The organism is SAR324 cluster bacterium, assembly GCA_029245725.1.
In the GTDB taxonomy this organism is placed as follows: domain Bacteria; phylum SAR324; class SAR324; order SAR324; family NAC60-12; genus JCVI-SCAAA005.
The window spans coordinates 27,573-48,624 of record JAQWOT010000061.1 but is presented as its reverse complement, the minus strand read 5'-3'; the positions used below and the strand labels follow the sequence as shown (position 1 = coordinate 48,624).

Below are 21,052 nucleotides of genomic sequence, written 5' to 3'. Positions count from 1 at the left end.
AGCGCTGATCTTTGTGGCAGTGCCTCTCTTGGTACTCTGGTTACCCATGGAAATGCTTTAAGGAATTGACGTGGTACAAGTAAGAATGCCAGCTATCTTCATCCTGGCAGTTCTCTGCTGGGTACTTGAGCCTATCCCAATCTTTGCGACTTCTGTTTTATTGATCGGACTAGAATTATTGTTGATTTGCAACAAAGGGCCGATCTGTTTTAGGGACCCAAGTAGAATTGAGGAGATGGGAAAGTTACTTCCCTACTAAGATATACTCACAACATTTGCCTCTCCCATCATCATGCTTTTTTTGGGAGGCTTCTTTTTGGCGATGGCTGCGACAAAGTATCATCTGGGCGTAAATCTCGCTCTGGTATTCCTCAGGCCTTTTGGTGAATCTCCAAAATTTGTCATGCTTGGAATAATGATCATTACAGCGGTTTTTTCGATGTTCATGAGCAACACGGCGACCACAGCTTTGATGATCACGATCGTAACTCCTGTTCTCCGACTGTTCCCAAATGATGACTTGGGTAGACAGTGCTAGTTCTGTGCATACCCTTAGCCGCAAACATTGGAGGAATTGGAACACCTATCGGTTCGCCACCTAATGCGGTTGCCATGAAGTATCTGGTAGGTGAGCAAGCGATAAGTTTTGGTGAATGGATGGCTTTTGGGGTGCCCTTTTCAATCTGCTTACTTACAATTGCTTGGACCCTGTTAGTGGCCCTACTACCATCTAAACAAGATCGGATTAAGTTAGTAATTGAGAGTGAGTTTCGCCGAACTTCGCACGCGAGTCGTATACATTTGTTTTGCTCTGACCATCCTGCTCTGGCTTACAGGTTCCTTGCATGGGATGAACTCTTACGTGGTCGCGATGATTCCCGTAGCTGTTTTTCTGGTCAGCGGAGTAATCGGGGAGCAAGACCTCAAAAATTTGAGTTGGGATGTCTTATGGCTGATTTCTGGAGGAATCGCACTGGGGCTTGGTCTGGAGTCAACAGGACTCAGCCAAACTCTCGTCACCAATATTCCTTTCGCTGAATTGCCTCCACTGATGATCGTAGTGATGGCAACAGTGATGGGACTATTGATGTCGACTTTTATCTCCAATACTGCAACAGCAAATTTACTACTGCCGATCATGGCAACTCTTGGGGAAACAGTGAGCATCCTTGGCGAAATTGGCGGTTCAAAGTTGCTAGTTCTTCTGGTCACTTTTTCTTGTTCACCCGCGATGGCGTTACCAGTAAGCACAACTCCTAATGCGATGGCTTATGCAACAGGACTACTCGAAAATCGACAAATTCTGCAAATTGGTGCGTTGATCAGTGGGATTGGTTTGGTGGCCTCCTATCTATTGGCAATGCTGCTTTGGCAAATTGGATTCTTCTAACATTTTTCCTAGTTGTGCTTGTTAGTCTTCTGTAGATGCGGTACTTAAGGTTTTCAAAAAAGATTTGTAAATAAAGTGATAGAGAAATCATCTCATGGCCAAGAATATTACCCCACGAAGTGAAAACTACTCCCAGTGGTATCTAGATGTTATCAAAGCAGGTCAGCTGGCTGATTACGCTCCTGTCAAGGGATGCATGGTAATTCGCCCGAGCGGATTTGCGATCTGGGAAGCAATGCAGGCTCGGCTGGACAGAATGTTCAAAGAAACGGGACATGTAAATGCATATTTCCCGCTGTTGATTCCTCAAGAGTTCCTGAATCGAGAAGCTGAGCATGTTGAGGGATTCAGCCCAGAGTGTGTGGTGGTGACGATTGGTGGAGGTAAAGAGTTGGAAGAACCATTGGTCATTCGTCCGACTTCTGAAACAGTGATCGGGCACATGTATGCGCAGTGGATCAATAGCTACCGAGATTTGCCGGTTTTGATCAACCAGTGGGCTAATGTGATGCGTTGGGAAAAGCGAACCCGACTTTTTCTGAGGACTTCTGAATTCCTTTGGCAAGAGGGACACACCGCCCATGAAACTTACGAGGAAGCTCAGGAAGAGACACTCAAGATGCTGGAGGTGTATCGAAGCTTTCAGGAGGACGATCTGGCGATTCCTGTAATTCCTGGCAAGAAATCAGAGGCAGAGAAGTTTCCTGGTGCTCTATCTACTTACACTGTGGAAGCGATGATGCAGGATGGTAAAGCTCTTCAGAGTGCGACGTCCCATAATCTGGGGCAAAATTTTGCCAAGGCTTTCGAAATTCAGTTCTTGGATCGAAACAACCAGCAATCACTGGCTTGGACTACTAGTTGGGGGAGTTCCGCACGTATGATTGGGGGACTGATCATGACCCACTCTGATGATGATGGACTTATCCTACCACCACGTATTGCCCCGGTGCCAGTTGCTCTAGTACCCATCTTTTCAAACGATCAGGAACGGAGCCAGACGCTTGAATTTGCTGAGAAGATCAAGCAACGTTTAGCAGAACATTTGGATCACTTGAGAATTCAAATTGATGATCGAGACAATCTTCGACCTGGAGATAAGTTCTTCCATTGGATTCAGCAAGGAGTGCCAGTGAGAGTGGAAATTGGTCCAAGAGATGTCAAGCAGCAGTCTGCAATGGTTGCACGAAGAGATGTGCGTGATAAAAAGTTGATACCCTTAGATGAGATTGCAGATCACGTGATGATGCTGTTGCAGCAGATCCAGCAGGATCTTTATCAGCGAGCTCTTGATTTCCGTGAGGCAAATACCCGAACAGCCAAGAGTTATGGAGAATTCAAAGAGATTCTCGAGCAGGAAGGTGGGTTTATCAGGGCTCACTGGAATGGTTCGAGAGAAGTCGAGGATCAGATCAAAAATGAGACCAAGGCAACGATTCGATGCATCCCTATGAACGATCAGCCTGGAGCTGGTAAGTGCATGTTGACTGGGGAACCCTCCAAGCAAGAAGTAATTTTTGCAATTGCCTACTGACAACCGAAGAGAAGCAGTTACAATATTTGGGTGTCATGAAAATCATTCTATCTGCATCCAATTTGAGGTCGTTAATGATTAGCTACTCCCATCCGAAACTGTTTCCATCCTCCCCCATTTCGCTTCCTAAGACTTTCTTACTCTTACTCATCATTGCTGTTACAGCTGCTGTTACAGTAGGGTTTGTGCATGCTCAGTCAAAAGATGACCTGCAAGCTTTGATTCGGGCTTCGAAGACCCGAGCTGCTCTTGTACAGAATGTTAAGCAAGCTGTTGTGCACATCAAGGTTGAGAAGGAGATTGCAAACACTGGCAGAAATACTCCGAATAATCCTCGTGATCTTTACAATGATGAATTTTTTGAGCGTTTCTTTCCAGGTATGCGACCCCCAAGAGGTCGAGGCAATGACCGATTCCGTCAGGAAGGAATGGGATCTGGTTCAATTGTCCGTTCGGATGGCTTTATTCTCACCAATCACCATGTTGTTGGAGAAGCGGACAAGATCACTGTTCAATTGTTTGATGGCAGGGAACTTGAGGCCAAGTTAATTGGTACTGATCCCGAGTCTGACATCTCAGTTATTAAAGTTGATGAGGAAGGAATGCCCACACTGGTGATGGGAGACTCAAAAGAAATTTTGGTAGGAGAGTCCGTCATAGCTGTAGGAAATCCATTTGGTCTCACACAGACGGTGACTTTTGGAATTGTCAGTGCCAAGGGCCGCACCGGAATAGGAATTACTGAATACGAAGATTTCATTCAAACAGATGCTGCGATCAATCCCGGAAATAGTGGTGGTCCCTTGATTAACTTGGAGGGCAAAATTGTCGGAGTGAATACAGCGATCTTCACCAGAAGCGGAGGCTATCAAGGTATTGGCTTTGCGGTTCCGATTAACATGGCTCGCCGAATTATGAATGACCTGATTGATGAGGGTCGAGTTTCCAGGGGATGGTTGGGTGTTGGGATTCAAGATGTTACCCCTGAGCTAGCCAAGGCCTTCCGACTGAAGGATAACAAAGGGACACTGATCACGGGGGTTATGCCCGGGACACCCGCCGAAAAAGCAGGTCTTCAAAAGGGAGACGTGGTTCTGAAACTCAACGGTGAAGTTGTTGAGAACAGCAATGCCCTCAGAAACGAGATCGCTGACGCCCGAGCAGATGCAACTGTTGAATTAGAATTGGTTCGCGATGGTACCCCAATGCGAATGATGGTGACTTTGGATGAGCGTCCCAAGCAGCCATCAAGAATGGCAATTCCTCAGGAACCACCTACACCAACTCCACAACTTGGTTTCTCAGTTCAAGAATTGACTCCAGAGATGGCAGAACGCCTGGGCTATACACAGCTACAAGGCGGTGTTGTAATTACTGAAGTAGAACCAGATTCTTCGGCCTCTGAAGCAGGGCTGAGGGCTGGAATGCTTGTGGTGGAAATGGACCGCCAGAATATAGACAATCTAGCTGATTTTCGGCGTGTGGGCAGTGAACGTTCCCTGCAAGATGGAATCTTGCTGCTGGTGAGAACTCAACAAGGTTCTCAATATATCTTTTTGCAGGGGGACTGACCACGTTCTTCAACTTTTAGCCTGCCTTGATCTGTGAGGGATCAGGCAGGTACTTCTGCGAGCAAGAACTTTGATGGATCATCACAGCAATTATCTGCTTGTCTCAAATGTGAGTGACGCCTCATTTGCAATCGGTGTCGCCCACGCCCGCTCTCAAAAAATCGATATCTCTGATATTGTTGGCCTAAAAACCTTCGTCAACAGCGAGTTTTGTCCTCGTTTCCTGCTGGATGATCCTACTGAGGAGAATCTTGGCTTTGGGCTTCAAGGCAAGTCTGTATATATCCTCTCCACCAGTTCCGCACACTACACTCGCAATGAGTTGGCGATGCGCAATTGTCTACTCGCTTCAGCTGCCAAAGAAAATGGGGCTGAGTTCGTTGCCTTGGTCGAACCAGATCTTTTCTATTCAGCCCAAGACCGAGGACCAAGAACTCGTAACCATCCACAAGCTTTAGATTTTACTTCCAAGGTGAAATTTGTTGGGCAACCTTGTTCTGCAGAACTCTACGCACGGATGCTAAAGGCTGCTGGAGTTGATTTAGTGATGACTGTTCACAATCACAAGCCAGAGGTAGTGAAAGAGATTTATCAAAATGTTTTTGCAGGTGAGCAATCAACCGGGAAACCACGTTATATTAATTTGGATATCGCTCATATTGTTGCAAATTATGTGTTGAGATCCGGATTGGTTCGGCTGTGGAATTACGGTGAGCATGTTGGCTTTGTTGCCCCAGATGATGGAGCTGTTGATTTTGTGAGGAAGGTTCAGGAATTTTCTGGATTGCGAAACTCTTTACTTGTCACGATGAAGAAGACACGCCATGGTCAACGAGATGTGGAGATTGATGCTTCTAATGATGTGAGCCTTCTCAAAAATCGGGATGTCTTCATTCTAGATGATATGGTCCGTACTGGAGGCACCATTGCAGCCAGTGTGAAAATGTTGGCCGAAAATCCATCATGTGCCCCAGAGAAAATATTCTTCTACAGCACCCACACCTACATCTGTCCAGAGGCACGAGAGAATCTCAATTCTCCCTACCTGACACAATTCATCACAACCAACACTATTCCAAATGTTCTCAACCGGGACGATCAAGGTCGACTGCGCAAAAAGACTGTTGTACTGAAATTGGAACCCTGGATTGGGCATGCTGTTCAACATTGCCTGGAGTATGGAGAAAACCCAGATGAAATCTATGATGCTTCTAGTGTTGGGCATGCGGATGGATTCTATGCAGTAGACATTTCTTCCAAGAATCCGATTTCCGACCGCTCTCAACTTGGTCAATATGAGATGATGATCTGACATCATGGAAAATGAAAACGTCCTAATTCTTGGGCTAGGTGGGGTTGGCATGCATCTGACCAAAAGATTGAGTAACGAAGGACATGCTGTCACAGTGATTGAAACAGATCCCCATCTGCTCCGTCAAGCCAGTGAACAACTGGATGTTCGGATTGTCTCGGGCAACTCCATGCAATTGCAACTTTGGGAGCATGCTCGGGCGAAGCAAATGGATTTGATGCTAGCTGTCACAAATGATGACGCCACAAACATGATGGCTGGGCTGATTGCGGATAAGTACGGAATCAGAAGGAAGATTGCTCGGGTACGTTCGCTGGATTTTGAAAAAGGAAGCCTACTGCCGGCAGAAGAACTCAAGATTGATCTGATGGTTCACCCAGAGGAACTGGTCGCGAAGGAAATCGAGCGATTAGTATTGAGGGCTGCTGGAAATGACATGATTGATGTCTGCGAGGGACGAATGAAAGTGCTTGGTCTACGTGTGACCGAGCAAACTCCCATCGTTTGGAAAACTCCCAGAGAACTAGCTGCTGTTTATCCTTTCTCATTTCGCTTGGTTGCAATCGCTAGGGGCATCACTACGATGATTCCTGGAGCCAATGAGGTCGTGAGACCTTTTGACCAGGTCTTCTTGTTTGCTCTTGAACAAGACATCCCCCGCATCATGCGTGAGATGGGAGTGCAGCAGCGGACTCTTCAAAGAGTGATGATTCTAGGTGGTGGCCGGATCGGTCGTCGTGTGGCCCAACTGCTAGAAGGTTCAATGAGTGTGGTGCTGGTTGAAAAAGATATTCATACAGCAGAAGAATTGGCAGGGCTGCTGAGGAATACTCAGGTGATTCACGGGGATGGTACAGACGCCAATACATTGATCACCGCCAATCTTGATGAAATGGACACTTTCATTGCGACAACCGGAGAGAATGAGACCAACATCATCAGTTGTCTTCTATCCAAGCACCTTATGAATAAGCAGAATCGGGATCCAAACGGAAGTGTGGGGAAAACAATTGCGCTAGTCAATAAGGAGGATTACCTCGTGCTAGCCTCTACAATTGGTTTGGACATCGCACTGAATACCAAAATTTCTGCGGCTAATGAAATCTTAAAATTCATACGCCGGAGTGAATTGTTGTCAGTGGCACACTTGCATGGAGTGGATGCTGAAGTTGTAGAGTTGCTCGCCCCATCCGGTTCCTTGATTACTAAAAAACCTCTCCGAAAATTAGCGAATTACATGCAGGATCATAAAATCCTAGTTGGAGGTGTTGAATCAGGTGGTGAGTGGCAGGTGGCCGTTGGTGATACCCACATTCAACCAGGAGATCGGGTGATTGCGGTATGTCCATCGCTGAATTTGAACGATGTCCGTAGACTGTTTCAATGAAACAACTGGTGGTCGTCCTCGTGTTGGTAGCTTCAAGCTTAGCTGCATGTGCATCAGATTCGTACTATGTCTATCCTTCCGACTACTCAAATGAGCTAGAACACGTCTGTTTGCATGTGATGCAACGGGGCACTCGTCGGTTCATGGTCAATGATCAGCATGCGGTAATTCCATTGCAGGCTGCGGGAAGTAGCGTCTTGCCAGAAGTGCAGACAGATCTGGCACCTGGAGGGTATTTCTGTGGAGCCTTTGATGACAGGCAAGTCCCTTGCTCGAAAGGAAAAACCAGTAACTTAAATGGGACTACCTGTGCCTTTGCTCGATAATTTTGTAATGAACTCAAATTTTGAGTGGGCTTCACATCATTTTGGCTTCTCAAATGAAAGGTTTTAGAACTTTTCACGGTTTTTGCACTATTCTACGGTACACTTTGAGCTTCATGGAAGAAGACTGAGTGAGTAGTGGCTGTTTACACAGCTTGTCACCTTATCTACACTACCGGTCCCCCCGGAGAGGAGCATGGATGCCATCTAAGAGCAAAAGCACTAATCTGGTTGTTGGTTTAGATATCGGCACTACCAAGATTTGCGCAATTGCTGTCGATGCCAATAGTAAAGAACAATTACATGTTGTCGGTGTAGGAACTGCCAAATCAGAAGGTTTGCGCAAGGGCGTCGTCGTTAACATTGAAAAGACTGTCAATTCGATCAAGAAAGCTATCGAAGAGTGCGAATTGATGTGCGGTCAGCAGATCAATTCTGTCTATGCTGGAATTGCTGGGCATCACATCAAGGGACAAAATAGCCGGGGAATGGTTACGGTACACAATCGTACTGTCTCTGAAGAAGATATTCGAAGAGTGATTGATGCGGCACAAGTCTTGATTCCAAACGATCGCGAAGTTCTCCATATTTTGCCGCAAGAGTTCATTGTTGACGAACAAGATGGGGTTCAAAATCCCCTTGAAATGGCAGCAGCCCTACTTGAAGTAAAAGTCCATATTGTCACGGGATCTGTTACTTCAGCTCAAAATATCGTAAAATGCTGTAATCAGGCTGGTTTGGAAGTTGATGATATTGTGCTAGAGCCCTTGGCTTCCAGTCAGGCTGTCCTGAGTCCAGATGAGCAGGAAGTTGGGGTCGTTTTGGTAGACATAGGGGGTGGCACAACCGATATCACAATCTATTCGGAAGGCAGTATCGTCCATACAGCCGTGCTAGCCTTAGGAGGAAACCATCTCACCCATGACATTGCAATAGGCTTAAGTACACCTCTAGCTGAAGCAGAAGAGATCAAACATGAGCATGGAGTTGCCATGGTTGATCTTGTAGGGAGTGAAGAAACAATCCATGTCCCGAGTGTTGGGGGACGAAACAACCGTAGCGTTCAAAAGCAGGTCTTGGCTGAAATCATTGAAGCCCGTTTCCGTGAGATCTTCGAATTCATCGCCCAAGAGATTGAGAAATCAGAATATCGCAGTGTGATGGCATCTGGCGTCGTGATAACAGGTGGAACCTGCATCATGCCCGGGGCAGATGGCCTAGCTTCACAAGTCCTAAATCTTCCAGTAAGGGTGGGATTCCCAGAGAATGTTGCAGGTCTACAGGAACTAATCTACTCTCCAAAATATGCTACCAGTGTCGGCCTGGTGCGCTATGGAATCAATAGTAATCAAGGAAAACTGAACTTCAGTGGTGACGACACAAATATGTTCCACAAAGTCGCCCGAAGAATGAAGGAATGGTTGCATGAATTTTTCTAAACAAATTACCTCACCTATCTAGGGTGATTGAAAAGATCAGAAGGAGCATACGGTGCTTGATTTAGGATTTGCTAACATCCAACCGGTGCAAAGCGACACTCCAAACATCAAGGTAATTGGAATTGGTGGTGGGGGTGGAAATGCTATAAATCGAATGGTTGATGCAGGGGTAAGCGGTATCGAATTCATCGCTGCTAATACAGATTTGCAGGATCTTAATAAGTCCAAGGCGACTTTCAAACTGCAACTTGGGCGTTCCAGTACAAGGGGACTTGGTGCGGGTGCGAAGCCGGAGGTGGGTCGTGCAGCTGCGATGGAAAGCGAAGCCCAGATCCGTGAGAGTATTGATGGAGCGGATATGGTCTTCATCACTGCTGGGATGGGGGGGGGGACTGGAACTGGTGGAGCCCCAGTCATCTCAAGGATAGCCCGGGAATCACGCGCACTGACAGTTGGTGTCGTTACACTCCCATTCAATTTTGAAGCGAGTAAACGTCGTCGTTTAGCAGAAGAAGGCATTGAAGAACTGCAAAAGCACGTCGATACGCTGATTATCATTCCCAATAATAATCTGTTGGGAATAATTGATCAACGTACCTCCTTGATGGAAGCGTTCAGTTTTGCTGATGATGTCCTTCGGCAAGGTATTCAAGGAATTTCAGATCTGATCACGTTAGACGGCATTGTCAATCTGGACTTTGCTGATGTCCGTACAGTCATGGAAAACAAGGGCAAGGCGGTGATGGGGACAGGCCGAGCCTCCGGTGACAAGCGTGCTAGAAGAGCAGCAGAACGAGCCATACAAAGTCCACTTCTAAGTGATTGCAATATTAGAGGGGCTCGAGGCATTCTGATGAATGTTGTCGGCAGCGAAACCATGACACTACATGAAGTTCATGAGGCGTCATCATTTATTGAAGAACAAGGTCATGAAGATGCTGTGATCATTTGGGGTGCTTCCATTAATCCAAGCTTGGGTGATGAGATTTTGATTACGGTGATTGCAACAGGATTTGATAATCAACCATCTGTTTCAACGAAAAGTTCTGCTGAAGAAATTATCAAAGAGGTTCCAGAGTCGCCAATTGCCGAGGAGCAAATACCGGATATAAAAGAGGTAGAAATTGAGCCGGAGAGGATGGTTGGATTTGAGCCTTCAGAACCCACGATCGCTTTAGTGACTGAAGAAGAGGAAGAAGTAGAGGTAGAGGAAGTAAATGAATCAAATACCCCAGCGATCGTTTTCACCCTAGAACCAGAAGTGATTGAAGAAGAGGAATCATCATTTGCACCAGAGGAAGAGCCTAGAATCAGCTTCGTAGCCGAAACCGACCAGGCTGAGCATCTAATTGAAAAGAATGAAATTCAACCAGAACCGATTCCTACTCTAAGTCTAGATGCAGTAGAGGAAGGAATCCCAGAGGTTGCAGATGATGAATCGAAAGAACCTCCTTTTTATTCTCTAGGCGGAAGTGAAGTTGGTGATGAAGAGGTTGAACCTGTGATATATGTTGCCGCACCAACAAATCACTTTCTAGAGGAAAGGGTTCCGCTAGAGGAACCAGACGAAGCAGTAGGCCAGGTTGAAGCAATTCCAACAATCCAAAAAACAAATGCTCCACCGGATAGAAATGAAGACTCTGTTATCGTAGAAACTGTGGAACCAGTAATTGCAGTGGCAACTGCTTCAGGTGCAAGGATAAGGCGACCAGAAGTAGTAGAAACTGAGACAACCCCAAAGGAAATTTTTAACTCGTCTGCAGCTAAGAAGTTGACGGATGCTCATAAGCGGCGATCTCAAGAACTCAAAGAGATGTCCAGAACTACTGAAAGCATTGTAAATAATGTTGATGTGACGGGGAAGACTACGATCTCGACTGCTAATCCAACTCTAACTGCGCAACCGACCATTCGGGGGTTTCAGAACCGCAGGGACTTTCACAAAAATTTAGACATTCCGACTTTCATTCGTAAAAAACTCTCACCGCCAAGTAACTGATCCTAAGAAATTGACAACCGAAGAAATCTTTTGCAGTTTTTTTTGAACAAGGTGATGCTCCTCCCCTCAGTGCATCCCTGAAAGTCAATTTTCCTCAGCGTTTCAATCCTGCAATGAGACATTTATATCTGCCAAGTGTATTGAGTCTTGGGCTGCTTGGTAGCCTGTTAGCTTGGCTAGTGGCGCAATTTGTTTCAATTGTCGCTGAGAGCCTTCTTAGTTTGCCGGAGACGATACTTCCATTATTACATCACATTTTGGAAGGAGCATTACTTGGAGCTGGCTTGGGGATGGCACTCCAAATCCGTGAGATCTACTTTCAAGGATGTGAAATTGAATCCTTGGTAAAACAAGGAGTAAAAGGTTTATTTGATGGATTGTTACTAGGCTTAGGTGTGACTCTACTCTCTGTGACATTTTCTGAAAGATTTCCACAGTACCAATTTGGAACACTGCTCTATGCGGTTTTATTGGGAGGTGGCATCGGAATTCTAACTTCGAGAGGATGTAATGCTTGGAAGGTCCGCCTACAACTTGGGCTCTTAGCGGCTATCGGTGGCGGTGGAGCTCTCTATATTTTATCAACATTGCAGTCGGTTTTTCTGATTCAAGGATTTGCTAGTTGGATTCCGCTGTTGTCAATAGGTTTTGGTATTTCCCTGTTATTGGGACTGCCAGAAGCACTGTCTAATCGTTCCCGATTACATCTACTAACCGGGGAGCGTGAAGGACATGTTTACTGGCTCCATCCGTTTTATAGTTCACTAGGGTATAGCCTTCAAAACAATCTGATCCTACATCCCTTTCGAGAAGTACGTGGAGAACAAGCTTGTATCGAGCGAGATCGGGGTCAAATTTTGTTAACGAACTACGGTGATTCCCAAGAAGTACTGTTGAATTACAGGCCTGTTGTGCAGCAAGAACTCCAATCAGGAGACCTTATCAAAATCGGAACGGCGCTGCTGCAGTTCAACAAATAGCAATGCCTGATTCAATTCGTAACTGGCAACGACTTCTCATAGGAGTGTTGCTAGTGATGGGGCTGGCGCCAATGCATGCCAATGCGGACACGCAATCCCCAAGTTTACAATTTGTTCTGCACGAACCCACCTCATCTTCTGTTGATCTCCACAAAATTGCGCCCCCGCTTGAACCAATAGATCCCTTACAATTTGGAATCCTGATCGGTTTAATGTTGACCTTAGTTGGTTGCCTTTTCTGGTTTTGGCGATCGCGCAGCCAACCTGTACGCAAAACCGAAGTGGAGCTTGGTTTTGAAATCATTACTCCCGGAGAGAATAATCGATTTCTGCCCTTGGAGCTAAAGAACTACACCTTGGATTATCTGAACGATATTGAAACAAAAAATAAGCTCAGATTGTCTGCGAATTTAGAGAAGGTCGCATTGACTCCAAAACAGAATTCATTTTACTTGGAAGACCGGAATAGTAAGAACGCCTTGCTGGTGAATCGTCGGCGCATGAACAAAGTTTTGCTGCAAAACGAGGACGTGCTAGATATCGGTGAGTTAACTCTGCTTTTCAGAAATCGATTACCCGCCTTCGTGCTTCCCTCTGCTGAAGAAGGGAACCCCTTACTCTATCCAAGACGATCGTTATCTCCGAAAGGCCCCTTACCATCTTCAACGGCTTCTTTGCGCTTTCTCGGTAACCGTCAGGATTTTCCATTAGTACGAAACATCATGATACTAGGTAGATCTGAGACTTGTGACATGGTACTTGAGGATTCTAGTGTTCACCTCAGACATGCACGTATCTTTCGGTCGGGGACAGTTTACAAGCTCCAAAACCTAAGTACAGAAGGGACTTATCTTAATTCAAGACGTGTTGAGCAAAAAGAACTTCATGATGGAGATGAAATCGCTGTGGGACGTTATGTGTTCATTTTCCAAAGTGGAAAGAAACGATGAAGAAGCAGTCGCGGTTGCTTTTTGTGTGCATGGGCAATATTTGTCGTTCCCCAACAGCTGAGGGAATTATGCTCCACCTGATCAGGAAAAATGGGCTAGAAAATTTGATTGAATGTGATTCCGCCGGGACGCACGAATATCACGTTGGAGAGCCAGTTGATTGGAGAATGCTTAAGCATGCTCAGATACGAGGATATGATTTACCTAGCCGTTCCCGCAAAATTCATCCAGCGAGTGACTTTCCTTACTATGACTGGATTCTGGTTATGGATGATCGCAACTACCAGGATGTAATGGATTTGGACTCTTCTCGAGAATATGCGTCTAAAATCCGAAGGATCACTGATTTCTGCAAAATGATGAAGGCGAATAAAGTCCCAGATCCTTACTATAGTGGAGATGCAGGCTTTGAACTAGTGATTGATATTTTGGAAGATGCTTGTGTGGGATTGATGGAGAGATTAAAAGCTCAATGAATGTTGGCTTCCGTGAAAGTCTACAAGCGGTTCTGAGCCGACCAATTCAGAGCTTATTGCTGGTAACGGGTGGATGTATTAGTGATGCATGGCAAGTCAGAACAGCGGAGAAAACTGTATTCGTTAAGTTGTCAAAGGGCTTATTGCCAGGAATGCTTGCAGCAGAGGCAGGGGGGCTCCATGAGCTAGCAAAATCAGGTGAGATCCGTGTTCCTGAAGTCATCAGGCTGACGGAAGATTTTCTCATTCTAGAATTTATACCCACAGCCATTAATCCCCCTACAGATTTTTGGTCCAAGTTGGGTTGGCAGTTGGCTAATTTACATGCTTATTCCCAGAAAATTCCTGGATTCCATAAAGATAATTTCATTGGCCGGAGTCCACAGAAAAGTCACTGCACAGGAAGTTGGAAAGAGTTTTTCTGGCAAAGAAGGCTGTTACCCCAATGGGAAATGGCATTACTGCGTGGCATCCCAAACACAATAAAACTACATTGGCAGCAGTTGGAGATCCTTTGGCCAGCACCGTTGGAGGGCTCATCACTGTTGGCTTCTTTGCTTCACGGAGATCTGTGGAGCGGCAATGTTTTGGTATGCAACAATGGTGAGCCAGTTGTTATTGACCCAGCTGTCTATTATGGTGATGCAGAAGCAGATTTGTCGTTGACTTATCTTTTCGGAGGATTTCCCACCTCATTCTATCAAGCCTATCACGAAATACGGCCAAAGTGCGAAGGCTTTGCCCGAAGACAAAAAGTCTATCAACTTTATCACCTACTGAATCACTTCAATCTCTTCGGTAACAGTTATACGCAGTCAGTCGAATCCTGCCTTAGAGAGATCACCCGTTAATGATTCTTTGAAGTCACAGTAACTGAGTACACTCAATGGAAGTAGAACTCCTAAAAGCACTTTTACAAGCTGTACAGGAAAACAATTCAGAACTGAAAGCTATTCGCCGTTTGCTAGAATCTCAAAATCGAGAAGGTTTGGTGATGCCGGATAGTCCAAATCCACCAAATTCACATGAAACGGAGTCATGGAACAATGAGGTGGATCACTTGTTTCGTGGGGAGTTGGATTAATTGATAGGATTTTTCAGAGCTTTAGTATAGATGTATTCATATTGGGTAGCTGTGTTTTCCCAGGAAAATCTTTGACGCATTCCCAAGTTCATTCTGTTTTGGAATGAAGCAGGGTCATTGGTAAAACAATCAATCCCTCTCTTTATCGCCGCAAGAGTATCATCCGCATTGGGCTCTGTAAATACGAACCCAGTTCCATCTTCACCCAATGTGTCTTTCTCCCAAACCGTATCTCGGAGGCCACCCACGGATCTAACGATCGGAAGCGTGCCATAGCGAAGACTATACATCTGATTGAGTCCACAAGGTTCATAGAGCGACGGCATCAGGAAAAAGTCACTTCCGGCTTCAATGCGATGAGCTAAGGCCTCATTATAACCATCATAAAACTGCAATTTTTCTGGATTCATCTCACTCAATCTATCGATTTCCTCAAAAATCCAGCGCTCTCCACTACCTAGAATTGCAAACTGAACTTTCTCACTCAGGACTTTAGCAATCGCTGGTAAAGAGAAATCAAATCCCTTTTGTCCTGTCAACCTGCTAACAATACCAATCAAAGGAACTTCGGGAGCTACTGGTAGTCCCATCTCAGCTTGCAATGCCGATTTACATTCAAATTTTCCTGATAAATTCCCTAGATCATAGTTGGAAGTTAGATAGGGATCGTTTGCAGGATTCCATACCTCGTATTCACAGCCATTTAAAATTCCACTGAAAATATCTTTGCGTGCCTCGTAAGACTCATGTAGACCATGTCCTCCTAGTGGAGTTTTTAGTTCTTCAGCATAACCAACACTCACTGCATTCAATTGATCTGCAGCCCTCAACCCGCCTTTCAAAAAATTGATTTGTCCATGATCTTCAAATCCTGCTGAATGAAACCAATCATCTCCAATCTCCAGAAATGATCTTGCATAAGCAGAGCAATGTCCCTGATAGCCGCCATTGTGAATGGTCAGCAGAGAGCGTGTCTTAGCAAATTCAGGATAGGTTGTACGATACTTGTGCAGATAGAGGCAGGTTAACGCTCCTTGCCAGTCGTTAACATGAATGATGTCTGGAATGAAGCTTTCAGCTAGACAGAGTTGAAGCGCAGCTTTGCAAAAGAAACCAAAGCGTTCTCCGTTATCTGGATGGGGATTGCCAGCTACATCTTCGTAGGGATGACTACGTAAGAAAAAATCATTGTATTCAATGAGATAAACAGGTAATCGCTCTAGCTCTGTCTGTTGAACTGCGCAGAAAAGTTCTGTGTCTCCCATTGGAACTCCCAGTGAGGAGACTGCAGTTGAGTAGTTTTTGGTTCTTGCTATGGAGAGATAATTGGGAAGAACAAGTCTTACGTCATGGCCTTTCTGACGAAGTGCCAGGGGGAGAGCTCGAGCAACATCAGCCAAGCCGCCAGTCTTGATGAGTCCGGTAGCTTCAGAGGACAAGAAGAGAATTTTCATACTTAGTTGATTGTAGAACCTTTCGGAATTACCACAATCCCAGAGTCAGTCACATGGTAGCGCTGGTGATCAGCTTCTAAATCATAGCCAAGCACAGTATCTGGGCCAATCTTGACCTGCTTGTCGATGATAGCCCGCTTAATTCGACAATTTCTGGCAATATCAACGTCATTCATGATGACAGATTCACTAATGTGGGAGTAGCTATGAATTCGGACGTTATATCCCAAAACACTATTTATCACTAAGGCGCCACTGATGATGGATCCAGCAGAAATAATTGCATTGATCGCATGGCCCATACGCAGATCGCTGAAGTGCACAAATTTTGCGGGAGGCAAAGGAGGAGTGTGGCTTCGAACTGGCCACTTCTGGTTGTAGAGGTCGAATTCTGGTTTGATACCGACCAGATCCATGTTTGATTCCCAATAAGCGTCCAAGGTTCCTACGTCACGCCAGTAGCCAACCTCTTCTTCGACAGCACCAGGAACTCTATTTTGAGAAAAGTCATACACAAAGACTTGGCCCCGTGGGAACATTCTTGGGATGATATTTTTTCCAAAATCATGATCGGAGTCAGCGAACTGAGCATCCAAGATGAGTTCATTAACCAAGGCATTTCGTTCAAACACGTAATTGCCCATCGAGGCAAGTACATGGTGAGGATCATTTGGCATCGGCTTTGGAGGGATGATAGGCTTTTCCACAAAGCCTGTCATCCGCCATTTATCATCAACCTCAATGATCCCAAAATGTTTTGCTTCGTGAAGCGGCACGGGAATAGCTGCCACTGTTAATTCAGCATGACGCTTGGTGTGGAAGTGTAACATTTGGCTGATTTCCATCTTATAGATGTGATCTCCTCCAAAGACACAGACCAGATCAGGATCACTGTCATAAATCAGATTCAGGTTCTGGTAAATCGCATCGGCTGTTCCTTCATACCACTTCATACCAGTTTGCATCTGGGCGGGAATCGGATCAATAAAGACATTCGGAATACCCGAAATCCTCCAGCCTTGCCGCAGGTGTTCCATCAGCGAGTGAGATTTGAACTGCGTTAATACAAAAACCTGCATCAGTCCAGAATTGATGAAGTTGCTCAGTACAAAATCAATGATTCTATAGTTTCCACCAAAAGGTACGGAGGGCTTTGCGCGCACAGCTGTCAAAGGATGTAATCGAGTTCCCTCTCCGCCAGCTAGTATCATGGACAGGACATTGGTACTCATGGTGTAATCTCAGAAAAAGTCAGTTTTTTAAGGACTGTTTAGCAAGCCTGATAATTATGAAAAGTAAGTTAAACAAACAAGCGTAGTCTTGGAGGATCTGAAATTTCTAATAATTTTGCGTAATCGTTCATAAACTGATAGGCATGAATGGCCAAAACTTTTACAGGATCACCAAAAGGAAAGAAATGAATGAGCAGTTTGTTGTCCCTAGTCTGGGTAATTGTCGCATCCAATCACCTTTACCACTTAGTACAAGCTCCCAGGAGGACAACTTTCGATTTGTTGAGGATTCCCAGAGGGTTCTATATCAAGCTACTTTTAATAATCTTAATCAACATGAATTATTTGGAGGAGAGTCTCCCGTAAGCTTTGAAGCTGCTGGTCCAAGAGCGATGACTTTTTTTGATGCATCCAAGGTCAGGGCGGGCATTGTTACTTGTGGAGGGCTATGCCCTGGAATCAATAATGTGATCAGAGCTCTGGTAATGCAGATGTATCACAACTATAGTGTGCGTAAAATCTACGGATTCCGCTATGGTTTTCAGGGATTTATTCCAAAATATCGACATGATATTATGGAATTGATGCCAGACTCAGTTGTGAACATCCATCACCAAGGAGGCAGTATACTCTCAAGCTCAAGAGGGCCTCAAGATATCGGAGAGATTGTAGACTGCCTGGATCGGCACACAATTAAAATCCTGTTTTGTATTGGTGGGGACGGAACTCTCAGAGGAGCGCATGCCATTGCCCAGGAAGTCAAAGCTAGAGATCTCAAGATTGCTGTAATTGGCGTGCCAAAGACGATCGACAATGACATTTCTTACTGCTCAAAAACCTTTGGATTTGAAACTGCTTTTTCTAAGGCAGTAGAAGCCGTGCAATCAGCACATGTCGAAGCTTATGGGGCTGACCATGGAGTCGTTGTGATCAAGTTGATGGGTCGTGATTCTGGGTTTATTGCAGCAAATACCTCTTTGGCCTGTCCTGATGTGAATTTTGTGCTGATCCCAGAAGTTCGCTTTGACCTGCATGGCCCGGAAGGAATGATGGCGGCCATGAAAAATAGTTTTGATGAGAAACAGAAGAAAGGACAGCATCCGCATTCGGTGATCGTCGTTGCAGAGGGTGCTGGTCAATACTTGATGTCGAACAGAGTAGAAAAGAGAGATCCCTCAGGCAATATTCGTTATAGTGATATTGGCTTATTCCTAAAAGAGAGTATTCAGAAGCATTTTGAAGGGAAGGCCCCTGTTAGCGTTCGACTGATCGAACCAAGCTATTTAATTCGATCTTTACCTGCCAATCCACATGATGCAATTTTCTGTTATCACCTTGCAGATCATGCTGTACACGCAGGGATGGCTGGTCGTACAGACGTTATGATTGGTTACTGGAACAGTCATTTCACCCATGTTCCGCTGGAAGCTGTGGTGCAGCAGAAAAAACGGATTGATCCTAATGGAGATTTCTGGAGACAGGTGCTGTTTTCGACTGGACAGCCAAATCGGATGTGTCACGAGTTCTCTGAAGAATCAGACGCAAAATCGCTGGATTAAAGCCTGCTTAAAATCCTCAAATTTTGCCAATGGCAGGTCATTGATTCCAGCAGCGGCTGGTCTGCCACCACCTTCAAACAGAAGACAAATCTCATCAGCTCCAAAAGGGTGTTTTTTTGGAGAACGAACGCTGACTAGCTGAGTCTTTTCCGGTTTTTCCACCATCACAACCTGGGCTTGTTCAGGTTGATTTCTTGCCAACAAATTACTGAATGCACCCACGATTCGATGACTCCAAGCTGCATCAGGCAACTGATAGATGTGTAGATTTGAGTTTTCAAAAATGGTTTGTGTTTCTTCAGCGTGTCGTAAGTCCTCTGCATACCCTTCTCTTAGAGTCAAGAATTCTGGAGCCTGCCCGTAGAAATCCAGTGGACTCTGGTGTCCTTGCATTTTCCGAAACAGTTCTTCAGGAGAAAACCAGAGATCCTCGACTTTCCGACCATAGCCGTTGTAGTTCAGGAGTTCTCCCAACTCCTGAAGTTTTCCAACTTGGGATGAATTTAGATTAGTCTTCTGTGCTAGTGTTTTTGCAGTGTCTATCAGGTTATCTCCGAAGGCTGCTGTAATCGCCCAATCTCTGTATTTGCCCTCGAGCATTTGATCCACTATGACACTTGTGCAGACAGCAGGATCTGTATCAATATGGCTAATAAAATTCTTGTGCTCAGGAATGGGACCGGAGTTGTGATGGTCAATGTAGGTCAGTCGATGGCCGTCTTGGAGGAGACGTTCTGCATCACTACGATTGGCACGCAGTGAAATATCTAAGACAGTAATTTCCGTGGGATCAACTAAAGGAATCTTGCGAAGAAGAGCGGTCTCCCGTTTGGGACCAGTGACTAAGTGAGAGTCCTCTAAAGGTCGATGAAGCCTCAACTGCTGCAGGGCGCAGAGCCCGTCAGCATCCCCGTTGAAGATATCATAAGGCATTAATTGCTAGCTTAGGATGAGTATCTGTATCGCTAGCGAGCAAGCAAAACAAACTACGCCCATTGCAACAAACATCGCCGGTTGGTAGGGATTCCAGCCCTGCCGTGATGCTGGTTGATAACGACGGATTATCATCCGTTGGCTGAGAGAATCTGAAGAGTGGTGGGTGTCCTGAAACTTTTTTTGCTGATTCATGAGACCTTGCTGGCAAATCCTATTTGCAAATCGAGTGAGTTTGTCTTAGCACACTCAGTTTAGTTAAAATCTGCAAAAGAAAAGCCAAGAGTTTTGAACCGGCATTTTGGAGGTTTTATCCTTCTAAGTCTGCGAGTTTTTTATTGCGATTACGCAACCAATGGTCCAGCAGAACAAGATTGATCATTGCTTCAACCATAGGGACAGCTCTGGGCAAGACACAGGGATCATGCCGGCCTTTTGCTCGCAATTCGGTACTCTCGCCTTCACGAGTAACAGTCTCTTGGGCAAAATTGATCGTTGCTGTGGGTTTAAAGGCTACCCTTAGTTCGATGACTTCTCCATTACTAATGCCTCCCTGAATACCACCAGATCGGTTCGTATCAGTTTGAATACGCCCATCTTCTGTGTGAAAACGATCATTATGTTCTGATCCACGCATCAAGACAGAGTCGAAGCCAAGGCCAAATTCTACACCACGGGTCGCAGGTAGTGACATCAATGCTTTCGCTAGATCTGCAGTCAGTTTGTCAAAAACAGGCTCACCTAGACCAGGAGGAGTATTTCTGACTTGGGCTCGGATCAGGCCACCGACGCTATCACCTGACATCCGAGCTTTATCGATACAAGCGATCATTTGCTCAGTGATTTCTTGATCTGGGCAGCGGACCATACTGGCTTCGACTTGTTCCAAGGTCACACTCGTAGGATCCATAAGGGTTCGGATGTCATGGATTTGTTCAACCCATGCCAAGGTCTCGATACCTCCCAGTTGATGCAGAAGCTTCCGGGCGATAGCACCGGCTGCAACCCGACCTATTGTTTCACGTGCACTGGCTCGACCACCACCTTGCCAATTCCGGAAACCATACTTTTGATCGTAGGTAAAATCAGCATGGCTTGGACGATAAATCTCTTTCAGATGTTTATAAGCTTCCGGGCGGGCGTCTTGGTTATCCACCATGATGGAGATGGCAGTTCCAGTAGTTTTTCCTTCGAAGATGCCGGATAGGATTTTAGCAGTATCGGATTCCTTACGCTGTGTAGTAATCTTACTCTGCCCTGGTTTTCTCCGATCCAGTTCACCTTGAATGTCTTCCAGATCAATATGCAACCCTGCTGGGCAGCCATCAATCACAACCCCCACGCCTCCACCATGCGACTCACCCCAAGTTGTTATTCGAAAGGTGTGACCAAAACTATCGCCCATTTTTATCCCTTTTAGGTATTATTG

18 protein-coding genes and 1 pseudogene are annotated in these 21,052 nt (G+C 45.5%); 14 read left to right on the top strand and 5 right to left on the bottom strand.

All coding sequences use genetic code 11. From position 1 onward, the window contains the following. Positions 1-4 precede the first annotated feature (4 nt). The 13 genes and pseudogenes from P8O70_02830 (at position 5) to P8O70_02770 (ending at position 14,445) form a co-directional block, all read left to right on the top strand. Positions 5-1,390: pseudogene (locus P8O70_02830) on the top strand (DASS family sodium-coupled anion symporter). A gap of 94 nt (positions 1,391-1,484) precedes the next feature. Continuing rightward, positions 1,485-2,924 (top strand): proline--tRNA ligase, encoded by a 1,440-nt coding sequence (proS, locus tag P8O70_02825; protein ID MDG2195819.1) that lies wholly within the window; start codon positions 1,485-1,487, stop codon positions 2,922-2,924. A gap of 74 nt (positions 2,925-2,998) precedes the next feature. Then, positions 2,999-4,495, top strand: coding sequence for a Do family serine endopeptidase (locus P8O70_02820; protein ID MDG2195818.1), 1,497 nt, complete (start codon positions 2,999-3,001; stop codon positions 4,493-4,495). Between the two features lie 73 nt (positions 4,496-4,568). After that, a complete protein-coding gene (locus P8O70_02815; GenBank protein MDG2195817.1) occupies positions 4,569-5,807 on the top strand; it encodes a ribose-phosphate pyrophosphokinase in 1,239 nt (412 codons plus the stop codon). A 4-nt stretch (positions 5,808-5,811) separates the two neighbouring features. Continuing rightward, the gene (gene trkA, locus P8O70_02810; GenBank protein MDG2195816.1) at positions 5,812-7,194 is read left to right on the top strand and encodes a Trk system potassium transporter TrkA; all 1,383 of its coding nucleotides are present in this window, start codon (positions 5,812-5,814) and stop codon (positions 7,192-7,194) included. Continuing rightward, positions 7,191-7,520, top strand: a complete 330-nt coding sequence (locus P8O70_02805) for a hypothetical protein (GenBank protein ID MDG2195815.1) — start codon at positions 7,191-7,193, stop codon at positions 7,518-7,520. Before trkA ends, P8O70_02805 begins: the two co-directional genes overlap by 4 nt. 197 nt (positions 7,521-7,717) lie before the next feature. After that, positions 7,718-8,956 (top strand): cell division protein FtsA, encoded by a 1,239-nt coding sequence (gene ftsA / locus P8O70_02800; protein ID MDG2195814.1) that lies wholly within the window; start codon positions 7,718-7,720, stop codon positions 8,954-8,956. Between the two features lie 52 nt (positions 8,957-9,008). Beyond that, positions 9,009-10,955 carry a cell division protein FtsZ gene (gene ftsZ, locus P8O70_02795; GenBank protein MDG2195813.1) on the top strand — a complete coding sequence of 649 codons (1,947 nt, stop codon included), beginning with the start codon at positions 9,009-9,011 and terminating at the stop codon, positions 10,953-10,955. Between the two features lie 113 nt (positions 10,956-11,068). Continuing rightward, positions 11,069-11,935 carry an FHA domain-containing protein gene (locus tag P8O70_02790; protein MDG2195812.1) on the top strand — a complete coding sequence of 289 codons (867 nt, stop codon included), beginning with the start codon at positions 11,069-11,071 and terminating at the stop codon, positions 11,933-11,935. A 2-nt stretch (positions 11,936-11,937) separates the two neighbouring features. Beyond that, the gene (locus P8O70_02785; GenBank protein ID MDG2195811.1) at positions 11,938-12,885 is read left to right on the top strand and encodes an FHA domain-containing protein; all 948 of its coding nucleotides are present in this window, start codon (positions 11,938-11,940) and stop codon (positions 12,883-12,885) included. Beyond that, positions 12,882-13,361, top strand: a complete 480-nt coding sequence (locus P8O70_02780) for a low molecular weight phosphotyrosine protein phosphatase (protein ID MDG2195810.1) — start codon at positions 12,882-12,884, stop codon at positions 13,359-13,361. Before P8O70_02785 ends, P8O70_02780 begins: the two co-directional genes overlap by 4 nt. Beyond that, positions 13,358-14,212 (top strand): fructosamine kinase family protein, encoded by an 855-nt coding sequence (locus tag P8O70_02775; protein ID MDG2195809.1) that lies wholly within the window; start codon positions 13,358-13,360, stop codon positions 14,210-14,212. The genes P8O70_02780 and P8O70_02775 overlap by 4 nt, the downstream gene beginning before the upstream one ends. Positions 14,213-14,247: 35 nt before the next feature. Next, positions 14,248-14,445 (top strand): hypothetical protein, encoded by a 198-nt coding sequence (locus tag P8O70_02770; GenBank protein ID MDG2195808.1) that lies wholly within the window; start codon positions 14,248-14,250, stop codon positions 14,443-14,445. On the opposite strand, the gene P8O70_02765 is transcribed toward P8O70_02770, so the two are convergent. Next, entirely contained in the window at positions 14,442-15,899 is a 1,458-nt protein-coding gene (locus P8O70_02765; GenBank protein ID MDG2195807.1) for a glycogen synthase, read from the bottom strand. The two genes, P8O70_02770 and P8O70_02765, sit on opposite strands and share 4 nt — an antisense overlap. A 2-nt stretch (positions 15,900-15,901) precedes the next feature. Then, entirely contained in the window at positions 15,902-17,131 is a 1,230-nt protein-coding gene (gene glgC / locus P8O70_02760) for a glucose-1-phosphate adenylyltransferase (protein ID MDG2195806.1), read from the bottom strand. Positions 17,132-17,316: 185 nt separating this feature from the next. On the opposite strand from glgC, the gene P8O70_02755 reads away from it, so the two are divergent. Then, the gene (locus P8O70_02755; GenBank protein ID MDG2195805.1) at positions 17,317-18,690 is read left to right on the top strand and encodes an ATP-dependent 6-phosphofructokinase; all 1,374 of its coding nucleotides are present in this window, start codon (positions 17,317-17,319) and stop codon (positions 18,688-18,690) included. Here the strand turns inward: P8O70_02755 and P8O70_02750 are convergent. The 3 genes from P8O70_02750 to aroC form a co-directional block, all read right to left on the bottom strand. Then, positions 18,667-19,623 (bottom strand): DHH family phosphoesterase, encoded by a 957-nt coding sequence (locus P8O70_02750; GenBank protein MDG2195804.1) that lies wholly within the window; start codon positions 19,621-19,623, stop codon positions 18,667-18,669. The two genes, P8O70_02755 and P8O70_02750, sit on opposite strands and share 24 nt — an antisense overlap. A gap of 6 nt (positions 19,624-19,629) precedes the next feature. After that, on the bottom strand, positions 19,630-19,818 hold the full coding sequence (locus P8O70_02745) for a hypothetical protein (protein MDG2195803.1): 189 nt from the start codon (positions 19,816-19,818) through the stop codon (positions 19,630-19,632). Between the two features lie 115 nt (positions 19,819-19,933). Next, positions 19,934-21,028, bottom strand: coding sequence for a chorismate synthase (gene aroC / locus P8O70_02740; GenBank protein MDG2195802.1), 1,095 nt, complete (start codon positions 21,026-21,028; stop codon positions 19,934-19,936). Between the last annotated feature and the right edge of the window lie 24 nt (positions 21,029-21,052).